Here is a 19,114-nt window from a genome sequence, read left to right as displayed (position 1 = left end):
AATACTCGTATCATCCTGATACTCGCCTCTACGAGGCCATCTTCGCTATGCTCAGATGTTCAAATTTGTTCCAGACAAATTTGTCTGACGCCGTAACAAGACAACAGCATAACCTTGAGTGGCTTTTATAAGTCACTTTTTTATAAAAAACAACGCAAAAACCCCAAAAAATCGGTCAGGAAAGGTATTGATTTTATTGAAGTTTTTTCTTCTCATTTTTTTTGAATATAAACCTCTCCAGACCCTTTTTTTTACGATAATTTAAAATTCAATAAAATCAAAGTATTATAAAACAGCTTAAAAAAAGGGTTTTCAAAGCCAAAATTGTTGTTTATCTTTATATAACAAGATTTATCAAATCTTGAGTTCTACCTTAACGCCGTATAGGTGGTTTAGAAATTGTAACTGCTCGTTTAAGTTCATATAAAGATCCTTAACGCCGTATAGGTGGTTTAGAAATATTTACACGGTAGATGCTCATGTTGTTATAACCTTAACGCCGTATAGGCGGCAATAAAAAATAAAATTAATCACATAATTAAAAAAACAATCGGCTATGCTATCTGTTTTATTTCGGCGTCAGAATGTGCCGACAACAGAGCGAGGTTAGCACGCCAAACAGGACGTTTGGCGAGTTTGTGGTGCGTCGGGAACGCGTCCACAAACGGTGCGTTAAGACCGAGCGACAAATTTGTCTGGAACAAATTTGAACATCTGAGCAAAGCGAAGATGGCCTCGAAGAGGCGAGTATCAGGGATGATGCGAGTAATTGCGGAGGGGCGCCGAAGGCCACATTCTGCAGCCAAAGCGTGGGTTGTCAAGGAATTCGCTTAAATTCCCTTGGCTTGGACGTGTTCACAACAGCTATTTTATTCACAAAAAGTCAAAACGTCCGAAACCACCGCACCCAATTTATTCTATTCACCAAAACAAAAAAAACTAATTTTCCACTAAAAAATCGGTCAGGAAAGGTATTGATTTTATTGAAGTTTTTTCAAGGCATTTTTATCAAACAAAACCACCCCCCAAAAAATCCAAAGCAACGCACTCAACCTTCCAACAAATCTTTACAATAAATTAACAAAAAAAGTGGCAGATTATGCACCATCAAGTTATAATTTTCCTGCTTATTCAAGCAGGGAATCGCTCAAAAATAAAGCGAACGGATAGAAAAATCGATAAAAAACAATAAATTACTTGACAGGGAAATAAAAATGCATTACCATGGTTGGCATCTGGCATCTGGCATCTGGCCTGCCAAACCTATGCCCTAAATCTTATTGATTCGCACAGTGGTCAAAATAGAGCGCCACAGTTATTTTTATCATCGAAGTCATTTCGCGTAGCGAAATCGACGCCGTCATCGGCAAAATCTTCGGCAAAATTATCGCCGATATCCAAGTGGTTATTAAAACCGCCATTGTTATTCAAACCGCCGTTACTATTTAAGTTACCATTATTATCAAAATCGGCATTATTCTTAGCGCCATTGTTGTTATTGTCGTATACGCAGGATACAGAGGCGTTAACGGCTTATACCTCAAGGGCTATCGAGGGGAGTGCGCCGTATTTAACGTTTGATGGAGGGGTAACAAAATTAACGAATACAGACCGTTTATTGTCAATAAAGTTGCAGGATGGAACGGTATACACAAGGTCAACCAACCCATCCACACCAACAAATCCAATCAGGTTGCCATATGTGGGGAGTAACTTAGGTCATATAGAGACGATAGTACCGCCATCAAGGAGTTCAATCACGATGAATGATTTGGTGAGTCAGGGTTATTGGGGTGATGATGATGGAGACGGACAGGGAGTAGGTGGAGTAACGGCATCGGGGAGTATATCGGTGGCGTTTACCGATAAAAACGGTACTACGGTTAATCGTACTGATGCATTAGATATATGTAATGCCCCTTATAAGGTAACTTTAACAAGTACAGGTGGCACATTAAGTACGCAGTATGGGGTGCCAAGGAGTAGTAGTTTTAGTGGCGCTACGGTGGATTATTATATTAATCCAAATGACGATATCCGTATTTGTTCGGTCAGGCCGAATCTAAAGTATGGCACAAGCTACTTTGCAGGCCCATCTAACATATGGAATCCTGATAAGGGGTTTTTAGTTCAGTCAACGAGTCCATCATCTTACGAGTTAAACTTTCCTACTACAGGAGCAGATGGCTTGTATTTTGATTTGGATGTAGGGGGGTTAGATGTAGCTCAGTTAACTTGGTCTCCGGTCACACGTGGTGGAATAACAGCTACAGTATCGGTGGTAGCAGCTAATGATAGTTGGATTCCTAGTGTTGATAGAGGGAAACGGGTAGCACGGGTAAAATTGAGTGGTCCAAGGGCAAGTAGTAGTCAAATAAGCTCAGGTAATCCAGGTCGACTTACACGTCCATCTTTGCCACAGACGTTTGAGTTAGTCGGTAGGGATAGTAATGGTAATGGTAATGAGGTTCGTTACGGCTTTGTGTTAAAGCAGTGGTTCGTCCATCGTAATCAATGGAAACCTTATAATGACCAATTAGCATGGTGTAATAGTTTGGGTTATCGGATACCTAGGGTAAGGGATTTAACCAATGCGAAGTGTGGCGTTAGTCCTTTTTTCCCATGTGTAAATGGCATAGATGGTGCCAGTCCTTCGTCAGGTCAACGGCTCTACAAACGTCACATAGGAGCAGGCTTGCTCGCTGAGTGGGGGGTCATATACGACTACGCTGATGCGGGCTTCAAAGACCATTACTGGACGAGTGCCACTGACGGTCGTAGCCATCAACTTTATGTGTACTCTGCTAATGGTGATGTGCTGAACTCCAGCACCAGCATTTATGCTGTTTGCACCGCACCTTAGCTTTTAGTTCTTAATCCTTAGGGCGCGGAAGGGGGGTACGGTGCCTGAGAGGACAATATAAGAAAGAATAAAGCCCCCGCGTAAGTTGGGGCGTTTCCCTTAGGGTTGCGCCGTTGTGGCAAAGCCACAATAGCGCCGCCCCCCCGCCGCCGACGCAGAAAGCGAAGTTGCTGTTGATATTTTATTCACCCAAAACTAAATGCCCTAAACCAACGCATCTATCCTATTCTATCTACCAAACCTAAAAAAGGACATTATTTTTCTTCAAAAATCGGTCAGAAAAGGTATTGATTTTATTGAGTTTTTTATTTGATGTTTTTTTATAAAAACAAATATTTGCTTTAAAAGCTCTGTTATCGGTAATTACTTAAATAAACAATAAATTTTTACTTTTAGCGTTTTTTTTAATAAAAAAAACGTGATCTGCTTCAAATTTTGAGTATACTATGCGTCTCATAAAACCCTAGTTTTTTTGAGGATGTTAGTTTGAGTACTGATAAACTTGTGGATTCCTATTCCCCCGCACAAATGACACAAATTGCCGAAGACATTGGCAACTACAAAGTAAATAAACACCCATGTAGCACAATTTTATCTGCAATTCTTGCTGGTGTTTTTATCTCTATTGCTTTTGTTTTTTATATTACCGTTACAACTGGCACTGCAACCGTTGCGTTTGGTTTAGCCAAATTAGTTGGTGGTATCTGCTTTTCATTAGGATTAATGCTAGTTGTTTGTTGTGGCGCTGATCTTTTTACTTCAACAGTATTGACTATCTTACCAAGAATGACGCATAAAGTAAGTTGGTTAAAAATGTTCCGTAATTGGATTTTAGTCTATGTTGGTAACTTTATTGGTGCTATACTGTTTGTAATGATTATTTGGCTGTCAGGTCAGTATATGGTAGCTAACGGGCAGTGGGGATTGAATGTATTGCAAACTGCTGATCATAAGTTGCATCATACTTTTATTGAAGCTGTATTCCTTGGTTTTTTAGCTAACTTAATGGTTTGTTTGGCTGCATGGTTAAGTTATGCTGGTCGTAGCTTACTTGATAAGATGTTAATCATGGTTCTTCCTGTCGCTATGTTTGTTGCTAGTGGATTTGAGCATAGCATTGCAAATATGTTTATGATCCCGATGGGTATTATGATTAATAATTTTGCTTCCCCTGAATTTTGGCAAGCTGTTGGCGTAGCGCCAGATACATTTAAATCACTAACTGTTGAACATTTTATATTTAACAATTTAATTCCAGTTACAATCGGGAATATTTTAGGTGGTTTAGCAGTTGCGCTACCTTATTGGGCTTTATATTTACGTAAGCCACATTGATTTTATAATATTTGCCCTAATATGTAAGAGGGTAAATAGATATTTTTGTAAACCTGAGGTGAAAATTATGAGTAATTTAAACGAAGTACAAGCAGCTGCTTGGAAAGGATTTAAAGATGGTGATTGGCAAAGTAATGTCAATGTCCGCGATTTTATTCAAAAGAACTACACGCCATACGAGGGCGATGAGTCTTTCTTAGCTGGCGCAACAGAAGCTACTACTAAGTTATGGGATAAAGTAATGGAAGGCATTAAAATTGAAAATGCTACCCATGCTCCTGTGGATTTTGATACAAGTGTTATTTCGACAATTACTGCTCATGATGCAGGTTATATCGAAAAAGATTTAGAAAAAATTGTTGGTTTACAAACTGAAAAACCACTAAAACGTGCGATTATCCCGTTTGGTGGTATCAAAATGATCGAGAATTCTTGTAAAGCTTATAACAGAACACTTGATCCTTTAGTCAAAAAAATCTTCACTGAATATCGTAAAACTCACAACCAAGGTGTTTTCGATATCTATACTCCTGATATCCTTCGTTGTCGTAAATCTGGTGTTATCACTGGTCTTCCTGATGCTTACGGTCGTGGTCGTATCATTGGTGATTACCGTCGTGTGGCACTTTACGGTATTGATTATTTGATGCAAGACAAATTTGCACAATTCACTTCTTTACAAGCTGATTTTGAAAATGGCGTTGATTTAACTATGACTATGCAACGTCGTGAAGAAATCGCTGAACAACATCGTGCGCTTGGTCAAATTAAAGAAATGGCTGCTAAATATGGCTTTGATATTTCTGGACCAGCAAAAACTGCACAAGAAGCTGTTCAATGGACATATTTTGGTTATTTAGCTGCGGTTAAATCACAAAATGGTGCGGCAATGTCTTTAGGTCGTACTTCAACTTTCTTTGATATCTATTTCCAACGTGATCTTGCTGCAGGTTTAATCACTGAAAAAGACGCGCAAGAAATTGTTGACCATTTCGTGATGAAACTACGTATGGTTCGTTTCTTACGTACTCCTGAATATGATGAGTTATTCTCAGGCGATCCAATTTGGGCAACTGAATCTATCGCAGGTATGGGTGTTGATGGCCGTACATTAGTAACTAAGACTTCTTTCCGTTTCTTAAATACTTTATATACAATGGGTCCTTCACCAGAACCGAATATGACTATCCTTTGGTCTGAACAGTTACCAAGTGGATTTAAAGAGTTCGCATCAAAAGTATCAATCGATACTTCATCATTACAATATGAAAACGATGATTTAATGCGTCCAGACTTTAACAACGATGACTACGCTATCGCATGTTGTGTAAGCCCAATGATCGTTGGTAAACAAATGCAATTCTTTGGTGCGCGTGCTAACCTTGCTAAAACACTTCTATATGCAATCAATGGTGGTGTTGATGAAAAATTAAAAATGCAAGTAGGCCCTAAAGAAGACCCAATCACTGATGAATATTTAGATTTTGATACAGTGTTTGCTCGTTTAGATCACTTTATGGATTGGTTAGCAAAACAATATGTAACTGCATTAAATGCTATTCACTATATGCATGATAAATATAGCTACGAAGCGTCATTAATGGCATTACATGATCGTGATGTTATTCGTACTATGGCATGTGGTATTGCAGGTCTTTCTGTTGCTGCTGACTCACTTTCTGCAATTAAATATGCAAAAGTGAAAACCATTCGTGATGAAGATGGTTTAGCTACTGACTTTGAAATCGAAGGTGAATATCCACAATTCGGTAACAATGATCCACGAGTTGATGATATTGCTGTTGATTTAGTTGAACGTTTTATGAAGAAAATTCAAAAACTTAAAACTTATCGTAATGCTATCCCTACTCAATCAGTACTTACTATTACATCAAATGTTGTATACGGTAAGAAAACAGGTAATACACCTGATGGACGTCGTGCTGGTGCACCATTTGGACCAGGTGCTAACCCAATGCACGGTCGTGACCAAAAAGGTGCAGTTGCGTCATTAACATCTGTTGCAAAACTACCATTTGCTTACGCTAAAGATGGTATTTCATATACTTTCTCTATCGTTCCAAATGCGTTAGGTAAAGATGATGATGTGCGTAAACGTAATTTAGCTGGTTTAATGGATGGTTACTTCCATCACGAAGCGACAATTGAAGGTGGTCAACATCTAAATGTTAATGTGTTAAATCGTGAAACATTATTAGATGCAATGGAACACCCTGAAAAATATCCGCAATTAACCATTCGTGTTTCTGGATATGCAGTACGTTTTAACTCTTTAACTAAAGAGCAACAAAAAGACGTAATTAGTCGTACATTTACACAGTCTATTTAGTTAATTATTTTAACTTTATTGATAAATGGCGTCCTTATGGACGCTATTTTTTTATCATTTTTAATTAATGATAGTTATTGTGATAATAATTTAATTATTATGTGAATTTATTCTGTATAATTAAACAAGTTGAAAGAGATGCCTGATTAATGCAATCGGTGCATAAAAGACATCATTTAAGCTAAAATAAATTCAAAAGCAATGTGAGCAGTGATTAGAGCGTATCTATGGAACAACAAAATATTATTATGACAACAAAGCAGCCCATTAAGGGGCGTATCCATTCTTTTGAATCTTTTGGTACTGTTGATGGTCCAGGGATTCGTTTTATCGTTTTCTTTCAAGGTTGTCTTATGCGTTGTTTGTATTGTCATAATCGGGATACTTGGGACGTGAAAGCAGGGCGCGAAGTCACCGTTGATGAACTGATGAAAGAAATCGTTTCTTACAAAAGTTTTATTATGCCTAATGGTGGTGGTGTGACCGCATCAGGCGGTGAGGCAACATTACAGGCTGAGTTTGTGACAGAATGGTTTAAAGCTTGCCATCAAGAAGGTATTAGTACTTGTTTGGATACCAATGGATATGCAAGACAGTTGGACCATATAGTTGATGAACTTTTGGCTGTGACCGATTTGGTTATGCTTGACTTAAAACAAGTAAATGATGAAATTCATCAAAAATTAGTTGGTGTGCCAAATAAGCGAGTCCTTGAGTTTGCTAAACATTTGCATAAAATTAATAAACGAACATGGATCCGTTATGTTGTCGTTCCCGGTTGGACTGATGATGATAATTCCGCGCATTTGTTAGGTAAATTTATTGAAGGTATGGATAATATTGAGCGTGTAGAGTTGCTACCTTACCATAAATTAGGTGCTTATAAGTGGGATACCCTAGGTGATACATATAAATTGGAAGGGGTCGATGCTCCACCACGCGAAACGCTTGATAAAATACAATCTATTTTAGAAAGTTATGGTCATTATGTGACTTTTAGTAAATAAACCGTATAAATGAATAAATAGGCACTTGGTAAGGTGCCTATTTTTTAGTATCGTATTCGTTTACGTTTTATTGCTCGTAAAACAAAAATAGTCCCCTCTAAAGCGAGTACGCATACAGATAGCCAAATTAGTCCATATGAGGCAATGTATTTAGGAGACACTGTTTCATGCAAAAATAATACTGAAACAATGGTTAACAATACGGGCTCTACATAGCCGAGTAAACCAAATAATCCCAGTGGTAGTAGACGTCTTGCGAAGAAGTATATAGCAAAAGCAATGGCGGTTATAATTCCTAACATTGGAATATAAATAGGGAAATGAATAATATCTCCAATAATTTTGTCCGCATTATAATTTAACGAGAAGTAAAGAAGACAACCTATAAATATAAACAAGAAGTCTGAAAAGGTGCCCGCAATGCCTTCTATTTGCAATTTTCGCCTTGTGATGAAGTAGATGGGGTATCCTAAAGCTATAACGGCTGTTTCCCACGAAAATGCGCCTGTGGTTGCAATTTCGATTATTACGCCTAAAGCAGCTAACCCAACGGCTATTTTTTGTAAAAAACTGAGTTTTTCTTTGTAAAAGATCTGTCCTGAAATAACCATGGTTAATGGCAGTAAAAAATAGCCTAGCGATGCCGATAATCCATGTCCATTAAGTGGTGCCCAGATGAAAATCATCATTTGAATAGTCAGTAAAAAAGAAGAAAACATCAATCCTAATAAATAAAGCGGTTGCTGTTTTATTCGTATAAATAGGGCTGTTATTGCTGACCATTGTTTTTGGACGATAATCAATACAATAATTGCCGGAAATGAGGTTAATAGTCGCCAGCAAAAAATATCGATAACTGATAATGGTTGTAATAGTACAGGGTAGTAATAAAGCAAAGCAAAAAGGCATGATGAAAATATTAAAAGCGTGATGCCTTTTATCATCTCTTTTCCCCTTTTTTTGTTAATAAAAAAATAGCGCTAACTAATAAGTAGCGCTATTAACTACATAGGTCTGATTTCACTTAGCCAATGACTTCAACGCCGTTCATGTAAGGAACTAAAACTGATGGTACTTTAATTGTGCCATCTGCTTGTTGGTAGTTTTCCATAATGGCGACAAGTGTGCGCCCTACAGCTAATCCTGAACCGTTTAGGGTATGGACTAAATAAGTTTTGTTATCTGCTTTATTGCGATAACGAGCTTGCATTCTGCGTGCTTGGAAATCCCACATATTAGAACAAGACGAGATTTCACGATAAGTATTTTGCGCAGGTACCCATACTTCAAGATCATAAGTTTTACATGAACCAAAGCCCATATCCCCCGTACAAAGTACAATTTTACGATAAGGAAGTTCAAGTAGCTGTAGTACCTTTTCTGCATGCGCTGTAAGCTCTTCTAGTGCTTTCATTGATTCTTCTGGTTTAACGATTTGTACCAGTTCTACTTTATCAAACTGATGCATGCGGATTAAGCCTCGAGTATCTTTACCATAAGATCCAGCTTCTGAACGGAAGCATGGGGTATGGGCTGTCATTTTTAATGGTAATACACTTTCATCAAGAATTTCGTCACGCACTAGATTTGTTACAGGAACTTCAGCAGTTGGAATTAAAGCATAATTACTGCTTTCTGCTTCTTCATCTAATGGCTTGGTATGGAACAGATCACCAGCAAACTTAGGTAGTTGCCCTGTACCAAATAGTGTCGCTTGATTGACAAGGTACGGTACATAAATTTCGGCATAACCGTGTTGTTCGGTGTGTAAATCTAACATAAATTGAGTGATTGCTCGATGTAAGCGTGCAATTTGTGATTTCATCACCACAAAGCGTGCACCTGTTAGTTTTACGCCAGCTGCAAAATCAAGACCACCAAAACGTTCACCTAATGCGACATGGTCTTGAATAGGGAAATCAAATGTTCTTGGTGTGCCAAAGCGAGAAACTTCAACATTGTCATTTTCATCTTTACCATCTGGGACAGAGTCATCAGGCATATTAGGGATGGTTGAGGCAATGTCTTTAATTTTGTTTAGTAAGATGTCAAGCTCTGCTTTTGCGCTGTTAAGTTTTTCACCAAGTTTATTTACTTCTTCACGAACAGCGGTAATGTCTTCGCCTCGTGCTTTTGCTTCACCAATCGCTTTTGAACGAGCATTTCGTTCTGCTTGTAGGTTTTCGGTTTCAACTTGTAATACTTTACGTTTTTCTTCAAGATGACGAATAGTTTCAACATCTAATTTAAATCCACGACGAGCTAATTTTTTAGCAACAAGATCTAATTCATTTCGGAGTAAATTCGGGTCCAACATAAATAATGTCCATTATTAATTAGGGTATATCTTTCTACTTTGTCGTTATTCTAATATAGATAATAGAACATATAAATCAAAAAGTAGATTGATTTAGATATTAAATTTTGTGAGCTTAGTATACTAGAATTATATCGGGATTCAACCGAAATGGCGCACCCGAAGGGATTCGAACCCCTGACCGCTCGGTTCGAAGCCGAGTGCTCTATCCAGCTGAGCTACGGATGCGTGTAAGTTCGTTAAAAAGTGGTGCATCCGAAGGGATTCGAACCCCTGACCGCCCGGTTCGTAGCCGGGTACTCTATCCAGCTGAGCTACGGATGCGTTTTGAATTTTTTAAAATGGTGCATCCGAAGGGATTCGAACCCCTGACCGCCCGGTTCGTAGCCGGGTACTCTATCCAGCTGAGCTACGGATGCATATTTTAAATTTTTAAAATGGCGGTGAGAGAGGGATTCGAACCCTCGATGCAGCTTTTGACCGCATACTCCCTTAGCAGGGGAGCGCCTTCAGCCTCTCGGCCATCTCACCAAGACATTATGACTTCTTGAACAACAAAATCATAATGTGTGGCGCACATATTACTTTTTACAAAAAATAAGTCAAACATTTTTTTGCTTATGCGTGCTGGTTGTTTATTTACTGCCCAATATTACCCTTTGGGCTCGGGGAATTCATCATTTGAATCTTGTGTCTGATGAATTCTGTTATATATCTCTTCTCTATGAATAGAAACATCTTTAGGTGCATTAATACCAACTCTGACTTGATTGCCTTTTACGCCTAAGACGGTAATAACTACATCATCCCCAATTATTAGTGTTTCACCTACTCTCCTAGTTAAAATTAACATTAGATCTCCTAATATCAGTTAAGTATATATCCAAACTATTTTAAGATATAGCTTCGTCAGCCTCCATCCATAAGAATGTAAGACGGAATTTACAGAAAAACTCTAATATTTAATTAACAAACACTTGAGTATATATGGCTAACTTGCTTGTAATTTGTTACTGATTTCCTTTTTCACAGAAGACAACGCTTCTGGTAATGCCGAGAGATCCATTCCACCTGCTTGAGCAAAATCAGGCCGCCCACCACCTTTACCACCTATTTTCAATGCTAGCTGAGAAACTAGTTCACCAGCTTTAATATTTTTGATTAAATCATTAGTTACACCGGCAGCTAAATTGATTTTTCCATCGTTGACAGCCGCTAAAATAATTACAGCTGTTTTTAATTGATTTTTAAGATCATCAATCATAGTGCGTAATACTTTTGCTTCAATGTTATCAAGTTTGGCAATAAGTATATTGGTGTTGTTAATTTTTTCGCATTGGTTAAGTAATTGAGCACTTTCTTGACTAGCTTTTTGTGCTTTTAATTGTTCAATTGTTTTCTCAAGTTGTTTAGTTTGATCAAATAATTGTTCAATACGCGCTAAAACTGCAGACTTGTCACTTTTAACAATTTGTCCAATCTGAGTCAATAAATTTGATTCATTATGTATTAGATCCATTGCATTTTGCCCTGAGGTCGCTTCAATACGGCGTACACCAGATGCAATGCTTGATTCTGATACTATTTTAAATAAACCAATATCACCTGTTCTATCTACGTGAGTACCGCCACAAAGTTCGATTGAAAAATCGCCCATAGTAAGCACTCGTACTATATCGTCATATTTTTCACCAAATAGTGCCATAGCACCTTTGTTTTTTGCTTCCTCGATTGGCATAAGTTCAATATCAACCGGTAAATTACGACGAATTTGTCGGTTAACAAGGTTTTCTATTTCAATAATTTGTTCTTGCGTTATCGCTTGGTTATGTGAAAAGTCAAAACGCAGATAGTTATCATTGACTAAAGATCCTTTTTGATGAACATGATTACCTAAAATACGTTGTAATGCAGCTTGTAATAGATGTGTAGCTGAATGATTGCGACGAATTCGTTCACGTAGTTCAATGTCAATTGCCGCTGTAACTGTGTCTCCAACTTTTAAAGAGCCTTTAACGATGTTACCTATATGCCCAATACTTTTACCATATTTTTGGCTATCTAAAACAGTAAATTCAACATTCGCAGTTGTTAATAAGCCTTTATCACCAATTTGGCCACCAGATTCACCATAAAATGGTGTTTTGTCTAGAATGATAATGGCTTCATCGCCAGCATGAATACTTTCAATTTTTTGGCCATTTTTAAATATGGCAATAATTTTTCCTGAAGATTCAGTTGCTTGATAACCTAAAAATTCAGTTTTATCATCAAGTTTTATAACGTTGCTATAATCAACACTAAATGAACTCGATTCACGAGCACGCTTTCTTTGTTCTTCCATGCATTGATTAAAGCCTGCTTCATCAATAGTGATATTTTTTTCACGGCATACATCTGCGGTTAAATCTAGTGGAAAGCCGTAAGTATCATAAAGTTTAAATGCAACATCACCTGGTAATATTTTGTCTGTGATTTTTGTTAACTCTTGATCAAGTAAAAATAATCCACGTTCTAATGTTTTTAAAAATTGCTCTTCTTCTAATTTAAGCGCGTCTTCGACCAATTTACGGTTATTAGCTAATTCAACCGCTGCATTTTCCATTACATCAATTAATGGTTTTACAAGTTTGTAGAAAAATATGCCTTTTGCGCCAAGTATATGTCCATGTCGCACTGCCCGTCGAATTATTCGGCGTAACACATAACCTCGACCTTCGTTTGAAGGTAATACTCCATCCGAAATGAGGAAAGCACAAGAGCGGATATGATCAGCAATAACTCGTAGTGATTTATTTTCTAAATCTTTAGTTTGAATAATGTCTGCTGCATCTTTAATTAATTTCTTAAATAGATCTATTTCATAATTAGAATTAACATGTTGCAAAACAGCCGCAATACGTTCTAGTCCCATTCCTGTATCAACAGATGGTTTAGGTAATGGTTCCATCGTTCCATCAGGATGACGATTAAATTGCATAAAGACGATGTTCCAAATTTCGATAAATCTATCACCATCTTCTTCAGCACTACCTGGGGGCCCTCCCCAAATGTGATCACCATGATCGTAGAAAATTTCGGTACAAGGACCGCAAGGACCTGTATCACCCATTTGCCAGAAGTTATCAGATGCATATGGTGCACCTTTATTATCACCAATACGAATTATACGTTCTTTGGGAATTCCAATTTCTTTTTCCCAAATTGCATATGCTTCGTCATCTGTTTCATAAACAGTGACGGTAAGTTTATCTTTAGGTAGATTAAACCATTCTTTACTAGTTAATAATTCCCACGCAAAATGGATTGCATCACGCTTAAAATAGTCTCCGAAACTAAAGTTTCCTAACATTTCGAAAAAAGTATGATGTCGAGCTGTATAACCAACATTATCTAAATCATTATGTTTACCACCAGCACGGACACAACGTTGTGATGTTGTTGCTCTAGAGTAAGAACGTTTATCAACACCAAGAAATACATCTTTGAATTGATTCATTCCTGCATTAGTAAACAATAGCGTTGGGTCATTGTGTGGAACAAGGGAACTACTTGAGACAACTTCATGTCCTTTGCCACGAAAAAAGTCAAGAAAATTTTGACGAATTTCTGCAGTACTTTTCATTTATGCTTCCATATAAAACGATAGATTTTTAAACATATTAATATACTCGTTACAACTAAAGTTGAAAAGTAAATATTGTTACTATTGGAGTGGATCTAGTTAATTTTACAAGTAATAAGGAAAAATAAAAAAAGAATTAGTGAGCTTTATTTGTAATTATTTTTCTAATTTTTATATACTGCATTTTAGATACTCTCATTATTTAAGTCAATAAATCGTATGCGGTTTTAATATCATCCTGTGTATAACCTCTTGCGATCAGAAACTGAATACCTTTTTGTTTTTTATTATTATTTTGTGGTTTGATTTGTTTTAGCTTTTTTAGCAATTGTTCATGAGCAATACTTCCCCAGTTGATATCAGACATTTGTAATAGTTGATGGCTTAAATCAGTTGGTAAACCGCGTTGTTTAAGTTCTATTGCGATTTTATATTTTCCATAACCTTTATTGGCACGCATAACAATATACTTTTCAATGTATTGTTCATCATTGATCCACTTTTGATTGATACAATACCCAATAACATCTTGTATTTCAGTTTTTAGTTTAGTTAGTTGATCGTGATAATCTTCGTCTAGAGATGATAGTTTTTTAGCAAAAAAAAATGTTATTTTTTGAGATAGTTCATACGAAGAGTGATCACGCTGTGCAAGTAGTTGCACAGCTTTATTTAGAATTGATTTATTAAGGTTTTTATTCATTATTCAAAATTTCATCTTCTGATGAAATATCTTCTTCATCTGCTGCAAAAACAGCAGGGCTATTTAGTAGTAAATCGCGTAGCTTAGTTTCAAGTTCTTTTGCAATTTCAGGATGTTCTTGTAAAAATTTAATTGAATTAGCTTTTCCTTGACCAACTTTTTCACCATTGTAGCTATACCACGCACCAGCTTTGTCTACTAATTTGTTTTTAACTCCTAAATCAATTAGTTCACCTTCTTTCGAAATTCCACAACCATAGAGAATTTGGAATTCGGTTTGTCTAAATGGTGCTGCAACTTTGTTTTTAACTACTTTTACTCGAGTATCACTACCAATAATATCTTCACCTTCTTTGACTGAACCAATACGACGAATATCAAGACGAACAGAGGCATAAAATTTAAGCGCATTACCACCGGTTGTTGTTTCTGGATTGCCAAACATGACACCGATTTTCATACGAATTTGGTTGATAAATACAACTAAACAATTGGCATTTTTAATATTTGCAGTAAGTTTACGTAAAGCTTGTGACATTAAGCGAGCTTGTAATCCCATATGAGAATCGCCCATTTCACCTTCGATTTCAGCTTTTGGTGTTAAAGCTGCAACAGAGTCAACAATAATCACATCAACGGCGCCAGAGCGAACTAATGCATCACAAATTTCAAGTGCTTGTTCTCCTGTGTCAGGTTGTGATACTAATAAGTCATTGACTTGTACACCTAATTTAGCAGCATAAATAGGATCAAGTGCATGTTCAGCATCAATAAATGCGCAAGTTTTACCTTCTTTTTGAGCTTGTGCTATTACTGATAAAGTAAGCGTTGTTTTACCTGATGATTCTGGCCCAAAAATTTCAACGATCCGACCCATTGGTAAGCCACCAATACCTAATGCAATATCTAACCCTAAAGAACCAGTAGATACGGCATCCACATCTAACGTTTGAGTATCTCCCAAACGCATAATTGAACCTTTACCAAATTGTTTCTCGATTTGACTTAATGCAGCTGAAAGTGCGCGTTGTTTGTTTTCGTTCATATTATAAAATTCCAATGAGTGAGGATGTAGAATATTATACTGTATCGTTATACAGTATCAAGTTTTTTTTATATACGATAATCATTTAGTTAGTTATTACAATTTTCTTATGCTTTTTATAACTAACTCAGTTTTTATAATAACTGAAACTAACAAATGGTGATAAAATATTGGTATTCAAGATTAAATCTATTAGATTATCTTATTAATTTTTCAATTATGCTCTTTGACCAGATGTGTTTCTTATTAGTTGTTATTATTCTTCGACTAACTGTTTAAAATAATTTATTAGTTTTTGCGTTTCAATGTTATTCTAACTTGAATATTTTTGTTGATTAAAGATATCGAATAAAGGGAAATAATGGCCATTGATAAGCAACATTATGTTTTATGCTCACACTGTGATTTGGTCGTAGAATTATCTGATATAATGATAGGGCACAAAGCTGTTTGTCCTCGTTGTAATACAACATTAGTCAAAAATAATCATGATATGAAGTTTAGATCTGCCATGTATGCAGTTTGTTCGTTGATTATGATTGTTGTTGCTTTCGGTTTTATCTTTATTGATATTCGTCTTGTGGGTAATTTTATTGGCGTTAGTGTATTAGATATACCTAAAACCCTTTTTTTTGATAAATATGGTTATATTTCTGCACTTTTTATCTTATTTGTTTTGCTTTTTCCTATAGTAAATTTATTAATTATCACCTTACTTTGTTCTAAATTACGATTAACAAAGTACCGAAAGCGAGATTTACTTATTGTTTATGAAAAGTTTCAACATTGGTGTATGCCTGAAATCTTTCTTGTTGGGATTTTAGTCAGTTTTGTTAAATTAATGAGTTATGGCAGCATTGGTGTTACTAACTCGTTTTTTGCATTTTGCTTATTTGTCTTTTTTTATATCAAGTCGTTAGTTATTTTTTCACCAGAAATTATTTGGAACGAAATTCACCGTAATAATTTTTCTTCTAATACGTTAAAAGCAGGTAAAACCGGAATAAGTCAAAATTTAAAATTATGCAATTGTTGTCAGGCTATATTACCTATAAATTATAAAAAGTGTCCTCGGTGTAAACAAAAAAGTAAAATTAGAAATCGAGATAAAATACAATGGACTATAGCGTTATTGGTAACATCATTAATTCTTTATATTCCTGCTAATTTATTTGGTATTATGATAACTGTTGTTTTTGGTGCACCATCAACTTCAACCATTATTGATGGCGTTATTTATATGTGGCAATCAGGTGATGTTCCTGTTGCGCTTATTATTTTTATTGCAAGTGTTGTGATTCCGATTTTAAAAATTATTTCGCTTAGTTGGCTTTGTTATTTTGCACTAGCAGTAAAGCAAAAAAATAAGCGTAATTGCATAAAAATGAAAAAATTATATACTGCTGTTGAATTCATAGGTAAATGGTCAATGATAGATATATTTGTGGTTTCAGTTATTTGTTCTTTAGTTAGAAATCAACAAATGATGGGGGTTTACCCTGATATTGGTGTTACATTTTTTGCAAGTGTCGTTATTATCACAATGATTGCATCACAGAAATTTGATCCTCGTTTAATTTGGGATCGTCCGCAAAATAAAAAAATAGGTCAATAGGAACAATATGGCAACATCAAGTAAATTAGCAAAAATAACCAGAATTAGAGCTATTTCCGCAATATGGATTATTCCCATTGTTACAGCAATTGTCGGTCTTTGGATAATTTACTCTTATTTAGCCGATAGGGGAACCTCTTTCACTTTGCTTGCAAAAGATGCAAGTGGCATCGTTGCAGGGAAAACGACCATTAAAAACCGTAGTGTTGATGTTGGTATCGTTGATGAAGTTACTTTATCTGATGATTACAAGCAAGTGGTAATAAAAGGGCGTATTTATAATGATATGGAACCTCTATTAAAAAATGATTCAATTTTTTGGGTTGTTAAGCCTGAGATTGGGCGAGATGGGGTGACTGGATTAGGAACTATTTTATCAGGCGTTTATATAGAATTAGTTGCCGGAAACGATACGCACAGTTTTCAAAACAAACCTTTTACGCTTTCTGATACCCCACCATTGTCAGATCCAAGTATTAAAGGGATTCGCTTAAATTTAGAAAGTGAACAAAATGGTGTGATCCCAAGAGGAGCTTCTGTCATGTTTCATGGCTATCGTGTAGGTAATGTTGAAACTTCAGAATTTGATGTTGAAGCACGTAAAATGAAATATCAAGTTTTTATTACTAAACCTTACGATGTACTAGTAACACAAAATGTTCGTTTTTGGAAAGAAGGCGGGGTTAATTTAACTCTTTCTCCTCAAGGAGCAAATTTAGACGTTCCTTCTTTAGATGTCTTAATGTCAGGGGGGATTAGTTTTGATTTGCCTGAGGGGTCTAAATTAGGTGCACCTGCAGAACAAAACGCAGTTTATAAATTATATGAAGATAAAAAATCCATTAAAGATTCTCAATATACTGAATATAAAGAATTTCTTGTTATGCTTTCTGATTCAATATCTGGGTTATCAGAAGGCGTTCCTGTTGAATATCATGGTATTAGGCTAGGAACAGTATCTAAAGTGCCATTTTATACAGCTGAGATGTTAGAAAAATCTTCGATTTTAAATAAAAAAGTACCAATATTAATTAGGATTGAACCTGATCGTTTGTCTGAATTAGTTGATGAAAAAGTCGATATTGCGGCATTAATTATGAAAGAGCAAGAAAATGGATTAAGGGCTTCGTTAAAAACCTCAAATATGTTCACTGGTGCAATGTATATAGATCTTGATTTTTATCCTGATTTGAAAAATAAATATGACTCTAAAATGGCAAAACAGTTTGGTTACGACACAATTGAGGCGACTTCAACAGGAATTGCACAAATTCAATCCAAGGTGATGCAATTATTAGATAATTTTAATAGCTTGCCTCTTAACAATACTGTATCACAACTCAATCAATCGCTTGCTTCAAGCCAACATTTAATGGATTCATTAAATCAGGTTATGTCTAGTAAAGAAATGCAGAATATGCCGAAAGATTTACAAAAAACATTACGCTCATTAAATGAAACAATGAAGGGATTACAGCCAGGCTCCGAACTAAACAATCAAATAAAGGAAAGTTTACAAAAAGCCCAGCAAATGATGGACGAATTAACTCCATTACTTAATACACTTAACGATAAGAGTAATGCTTTGATCTTTTCTGCTCCTTCAAAGAAGGATCAAGAACCTAAAGCAAAAGGTAAAAAATAATGAATAAAATACATAGAAAATTGCTTATAGCTGTATTTATACCATTACTTGTTATATTAGTAAGTTGCTCAACTAACACTCCAAGTAAAAGCTATTTTCAACTAACTAGTAATTTACCGACCCCTGTATCGCAAAAAATAAAAACGACTAATGGTTTTATTTGGATTGAATCAGTCGATGTTGCGAGTTTTTTAAGTAAGTCGGGTATAGTATTACAAACAAACAATATTAAATATGAAACGGCAACCCAGCATTTATGGGCTTCAACACTATCTCAGCAACTTCAAGAGAGATTATCGCAAGATTTAACTGTTTTATTGCCTAATTATTTAGTATCAAGCCAGTCAATTACAGCGCCTACACTAACAGTAAAATTATTTATTGATGGTTTTCATGGCAGTTATACTGGCGATGCAGTCATCAAAGGACGATGGGTGATCACTGACTGTAAAAATAATATTGAAACAAAATCATTTGAGCGCTATGTTCCTTTAGAATCCAATGGATATAGTGCTTTAGTTAAAGCACTATCAAAAGGTTGGCAAGATGAAGAACTGGACTTTGCTGGTTCAATAAAACATTAGTGTTATAATCATACTCCGTCAGAAT

13 protein-coding genes and 4 tRNA genes are annotated in these 19,114 nt (G+C 35.9%); 7 read left to right on the top strand and 10 right to left on the bottom strand.

Going from position 1 to position 19,114, the window contains the following annotated elements:
• Nucleotides 1-1,228: 1,228 nt before the first annotated feature.
• The 4 genes from GQ596_RS08890 to pflA all read left to right on the top strand — a co-directional run bounded on the left by GQ596_RS08890 (nt 1,229) and on the right by pflA (nt 7,555).
• Nucleotides 1,229-2,863, top strand: a complete 1,635-nt coding sequence (locus GQ596_RS08890) for a hypothetical protein (protein WP_160401322.1) — start codon at nt 1,229-1,231, stop codon at nt 2,861-2,863.
• 486 nt (nt 2,864-3,349) lie between these two features.
• Nucleotides 3,350-4,198 carry a formate transporter FocA gene (gene focA / locus GQ596_RS08885; RefSeq protein ID WP_237398397.1) on the top strand — a complete coding sequence of 283 codons (849 nt, stop codon included), beginning with the start codon at nt 3,350-3,352 and terminating at the stop codon, nt 4,196-4,198.
• Between the two features lie 67 nt (nt 4,199-4,265).
• On the top strand, nt 4,266-6,548 hold the full coding sequence (gene pflB, locus GQ596_RS08880; protein WP_160401321.1) for a formate C-acetyltransferase: 2,283 nt from the start codon (nt 4,266-4,268) through the stop codon (nt 6,546-6,548).
• 227 nt (nt 6,549-6,775) lie between these two features.
• A complete protein-coding gene (pflA, locus tag GQ596_RS08875) occupies nt 6,776-7,555 on the top strand; it encodes a pyruvate formate lyase 1-activating protein (RefSeq protein ID WP_237398396.1) in 780 nt (259 codons plus the stop codon).
• A gap of 44 nt (nt 7,556-7,599) precedes the next feature.
• On the opposite strand, the gene rarD is transcribed toward pflA, so the two are convergent.
• From rarD to recA, 10 genes are all read right to left on the bottom strand, one after another.
• Nucleotides 7,600-8,499, bottom strand: a complete 900-nt coding sequence (gene rarD, locus GQ596_RS08870; RefSeq protein WP_160401320.1) for an EamA family transporter RarD — start codon at nt 8,497-8,499, stop codon at nt 7,600-7,602.
• Nucleotides 8,500-8,579: 80 nt separating this feature from the next.
• Nucleotides 8,580-9,872, bottom strand: coding sequence for a serine--tRNA ligase (serS, locus tag GQ596_RS08865; protein WP_160401319.1), 1,293 nt, complete (start codon nt 9,870-9,872; stop codon nt 8,580-8,582).
• Between the two features lie 151 nt (nt 9,873-10,023).
• Nucleotides 10,024-10,100 (bottom strand) — tRNA-Arg (locus GQ596_RS08860).
• 19 nt (nt 10,101-10,119) lie between these two features.
• Nucleotides 10,120-10,196, bottom strand: a tRNA-Arg gene (locus GQ596_RS08855).
• An 18-nt stretch (nt 10,197-10,214) separates the two neighbouring features.
• Nucleotides 10,215-10,291 (bottom strand) — tRNA-Arg (locus GQ596_RS08850).
• 19 nt (nt 10,292-10,310) lie between these two features.
• A tRNA-Ser gene (locus tag GQ596_RS08845) sits at nt 10,311-10,403 on the bottom strand.
• A gap of 121 nt (nt 10,404-10,524) precedes the next feature.
• Nucleotides 10,525-10,725: a carbon storage regulator CsrA gene (gene csrA / locus GQ596_RS08840; RefSeq protein WP_160401318.1), complete on the bottom strand. Its 201-nt coding sequence runs from the start codon at nt 10,723-10,725 to the stop codon at nt 10,525-10,527.
• Nucleotides 10,726-10,863: 138 nt separating this feature from the next.
• Nucleotides 10,864-13,497, bottom strand: coding sequence for an alanine--tRNA ligase (gene alaS / locus GQ596_RS08835; protein ID WP_160401317.1), 2,634 nt, complete (start codon nt 13,495-13,497; stop codon nt 10,864-10,866).
• Nucleotides 13,498-13,699: 202 nt separating this feature from the next.
• On the bottom strand, nt 13,700-14,200 hold the full coding sequence (locus GQ596_RS08830; RefSeq protein WP_160401316.1) for a regulatory protein RecX: 501 nt from the start codon (nt 14,198-14,200) through the stop codon (nt 13,700-13,702).
• Nucleotides 14,193-15,245: a recombinase RecA gene (gene recA / locus GQ596_RS08825; protein ID WP_160401315.1), complete on the bottom strand. Its 1,053-nt coding sequence runs from the start codon at nt 15,243-15,245 to the stop codon at nt 14,193-14,195. Before recA ends, GQ596_RS08830 begins: the two co-directional genes overlap by 8 nt.
• 361 nt (nt 15,246-15,606) lie before the next feature.
• Between recA and GQ596_RS08820 the strand changes: the two genes are divergently transcribed.
• The 3 genes from GQ596_RS08820 to GQ596_RS08810 are packed head-to-tail and all read left to right on the top strand — an operon-like array spanning nt 15,607 to nt 19,089.
• Entirely contained in the window at nt 15,607-16,860 is a 1,254-nt protein-coding gene (locus tag GQ596_RS08820) for a PqiA/YebS family transporter subunit (RefSeq protein ID WP_160401314.1), read from the top strand.
• Between the two features lie 7 nt (nt 16,861-16,867).
• A complete protein-coding gene (gene pqiB, locus GQ596_RS08815; protein WP_160401313.1) occupies nt 16,868-18,505 on the top strand; it encodes an intermembrane transport protein PqiB in 1,638 nt (545 codons plus the stop codon).
• Nucleotides 18,505-19,089 carry a membrane integrity-associated transporter subunit PqiC gene (locus GQ596_RS08810; protein WP_160401312.1) on the top strand — a complete coding sequence of 195 codons (585 nt, stop codon included), beginning with the start codon at nt 18,505-18,507 and terminating at the stop codon, nt 19,087-19,089. Before pqiB ends, GQ596_RS08810 begins: the two co-directional genes overlap by 1 nt.
• The last annotated feature ends 25 nt before the right edge of the window (nt 19,090-19,114 follow it).

It is taken from the genome of Gilliamella sp. Pra-s60 (assembly GCF_009795755.1).
GTDB lineage: Bacteria > Pseudomonadota > Gammaproteobacteria > Enterobacterales > Orbaceae > Gilliamella.
The sequence above is the reverse complement of the archived record's forward strand: the minus strand, read 5'-3'. Positions and strand labels throughout refer to the sequence as shown.

What these genes read in the sequence shown, in the direction of transcription:
- csrA (WP_160401318.1), bottom strand. Translation starts at nt 10,725, where the DNA reads ATGTTAATTTTAACTAGGAGAGTAGGTGAAACACTAATAATTGGGGAT.
- recA (WP_160401315.1), bottom strand. Translation starts at nt 15,245, where the DNA reads ATGAACGAAAACAAACAACGCGCACTTTCAGCTGCATTAAGTCAAATC.
- rarD (WP_160401320.1), bottom strand. Translation starts at nt 8,499, where the DNA reads ATGATAAAAGGCATCACGCTTTTAATATTTTCATCATGCCTTTTTGCT.
- serS (WP_160401319.1), bottom strand. Translation starts at nt 9,872, where the DNA reads ATGTTGGACCCGAATTTACTCCGAAATGAATTAGATCTTGTTGCTAAA.
- GQ596_RS08830 (WP_160401316.1), bottom strand. Translation starts at nt 14,200, where the DNA reads ATGAATAAAAACCTTAATAAATCAATTCTAAATAAAGCTGTGCAACTA.
- alaS (WP_160401317.1), bottom strand. Translation starts at nt 13,497, where the DNA reads ATGAAAAGTACTGCAGAAATTCGTCAAAATTTTCTTGACTTTTTTCGT.
- GQ596_RS08820 (WP_160401314.1), top strand. Translation starts at nt 15,607, where the DNA reads ATGGCCATTGATAAGCAACATTATGTTTTATGCTCACACTGTGATTTG.
- pflA (WP_237398396.1), top strand. Translation starts at nt 6,776, where the DNA reads ATGGAACAACAAAATATTATTATGACAACAAAGCAGCCCATTAAGGGG.
- GQ596_RS08810 (WP_160401312.1), top strand. Translation starts at nt 18,505, where the DNA reads ATGAATAAAATACATAGAAAATTGCTTATAGCTGTATTTATACCATTA.
- pflB (WP_160401321.1), top strand. Translation starts at nt 4,266, where the DNA reads ATGAGTAATTTAAACGAAGTACAAGCAGCTGCTTGGAAAGGATTTAAA.
- pqiB (WP_160401313.1), top strand. Translation starts at nt 16,868, where the DNA reads ATGGCAACATCAAGTAAATTAGCAAAAATAACCAGAATTAGAGCTATT.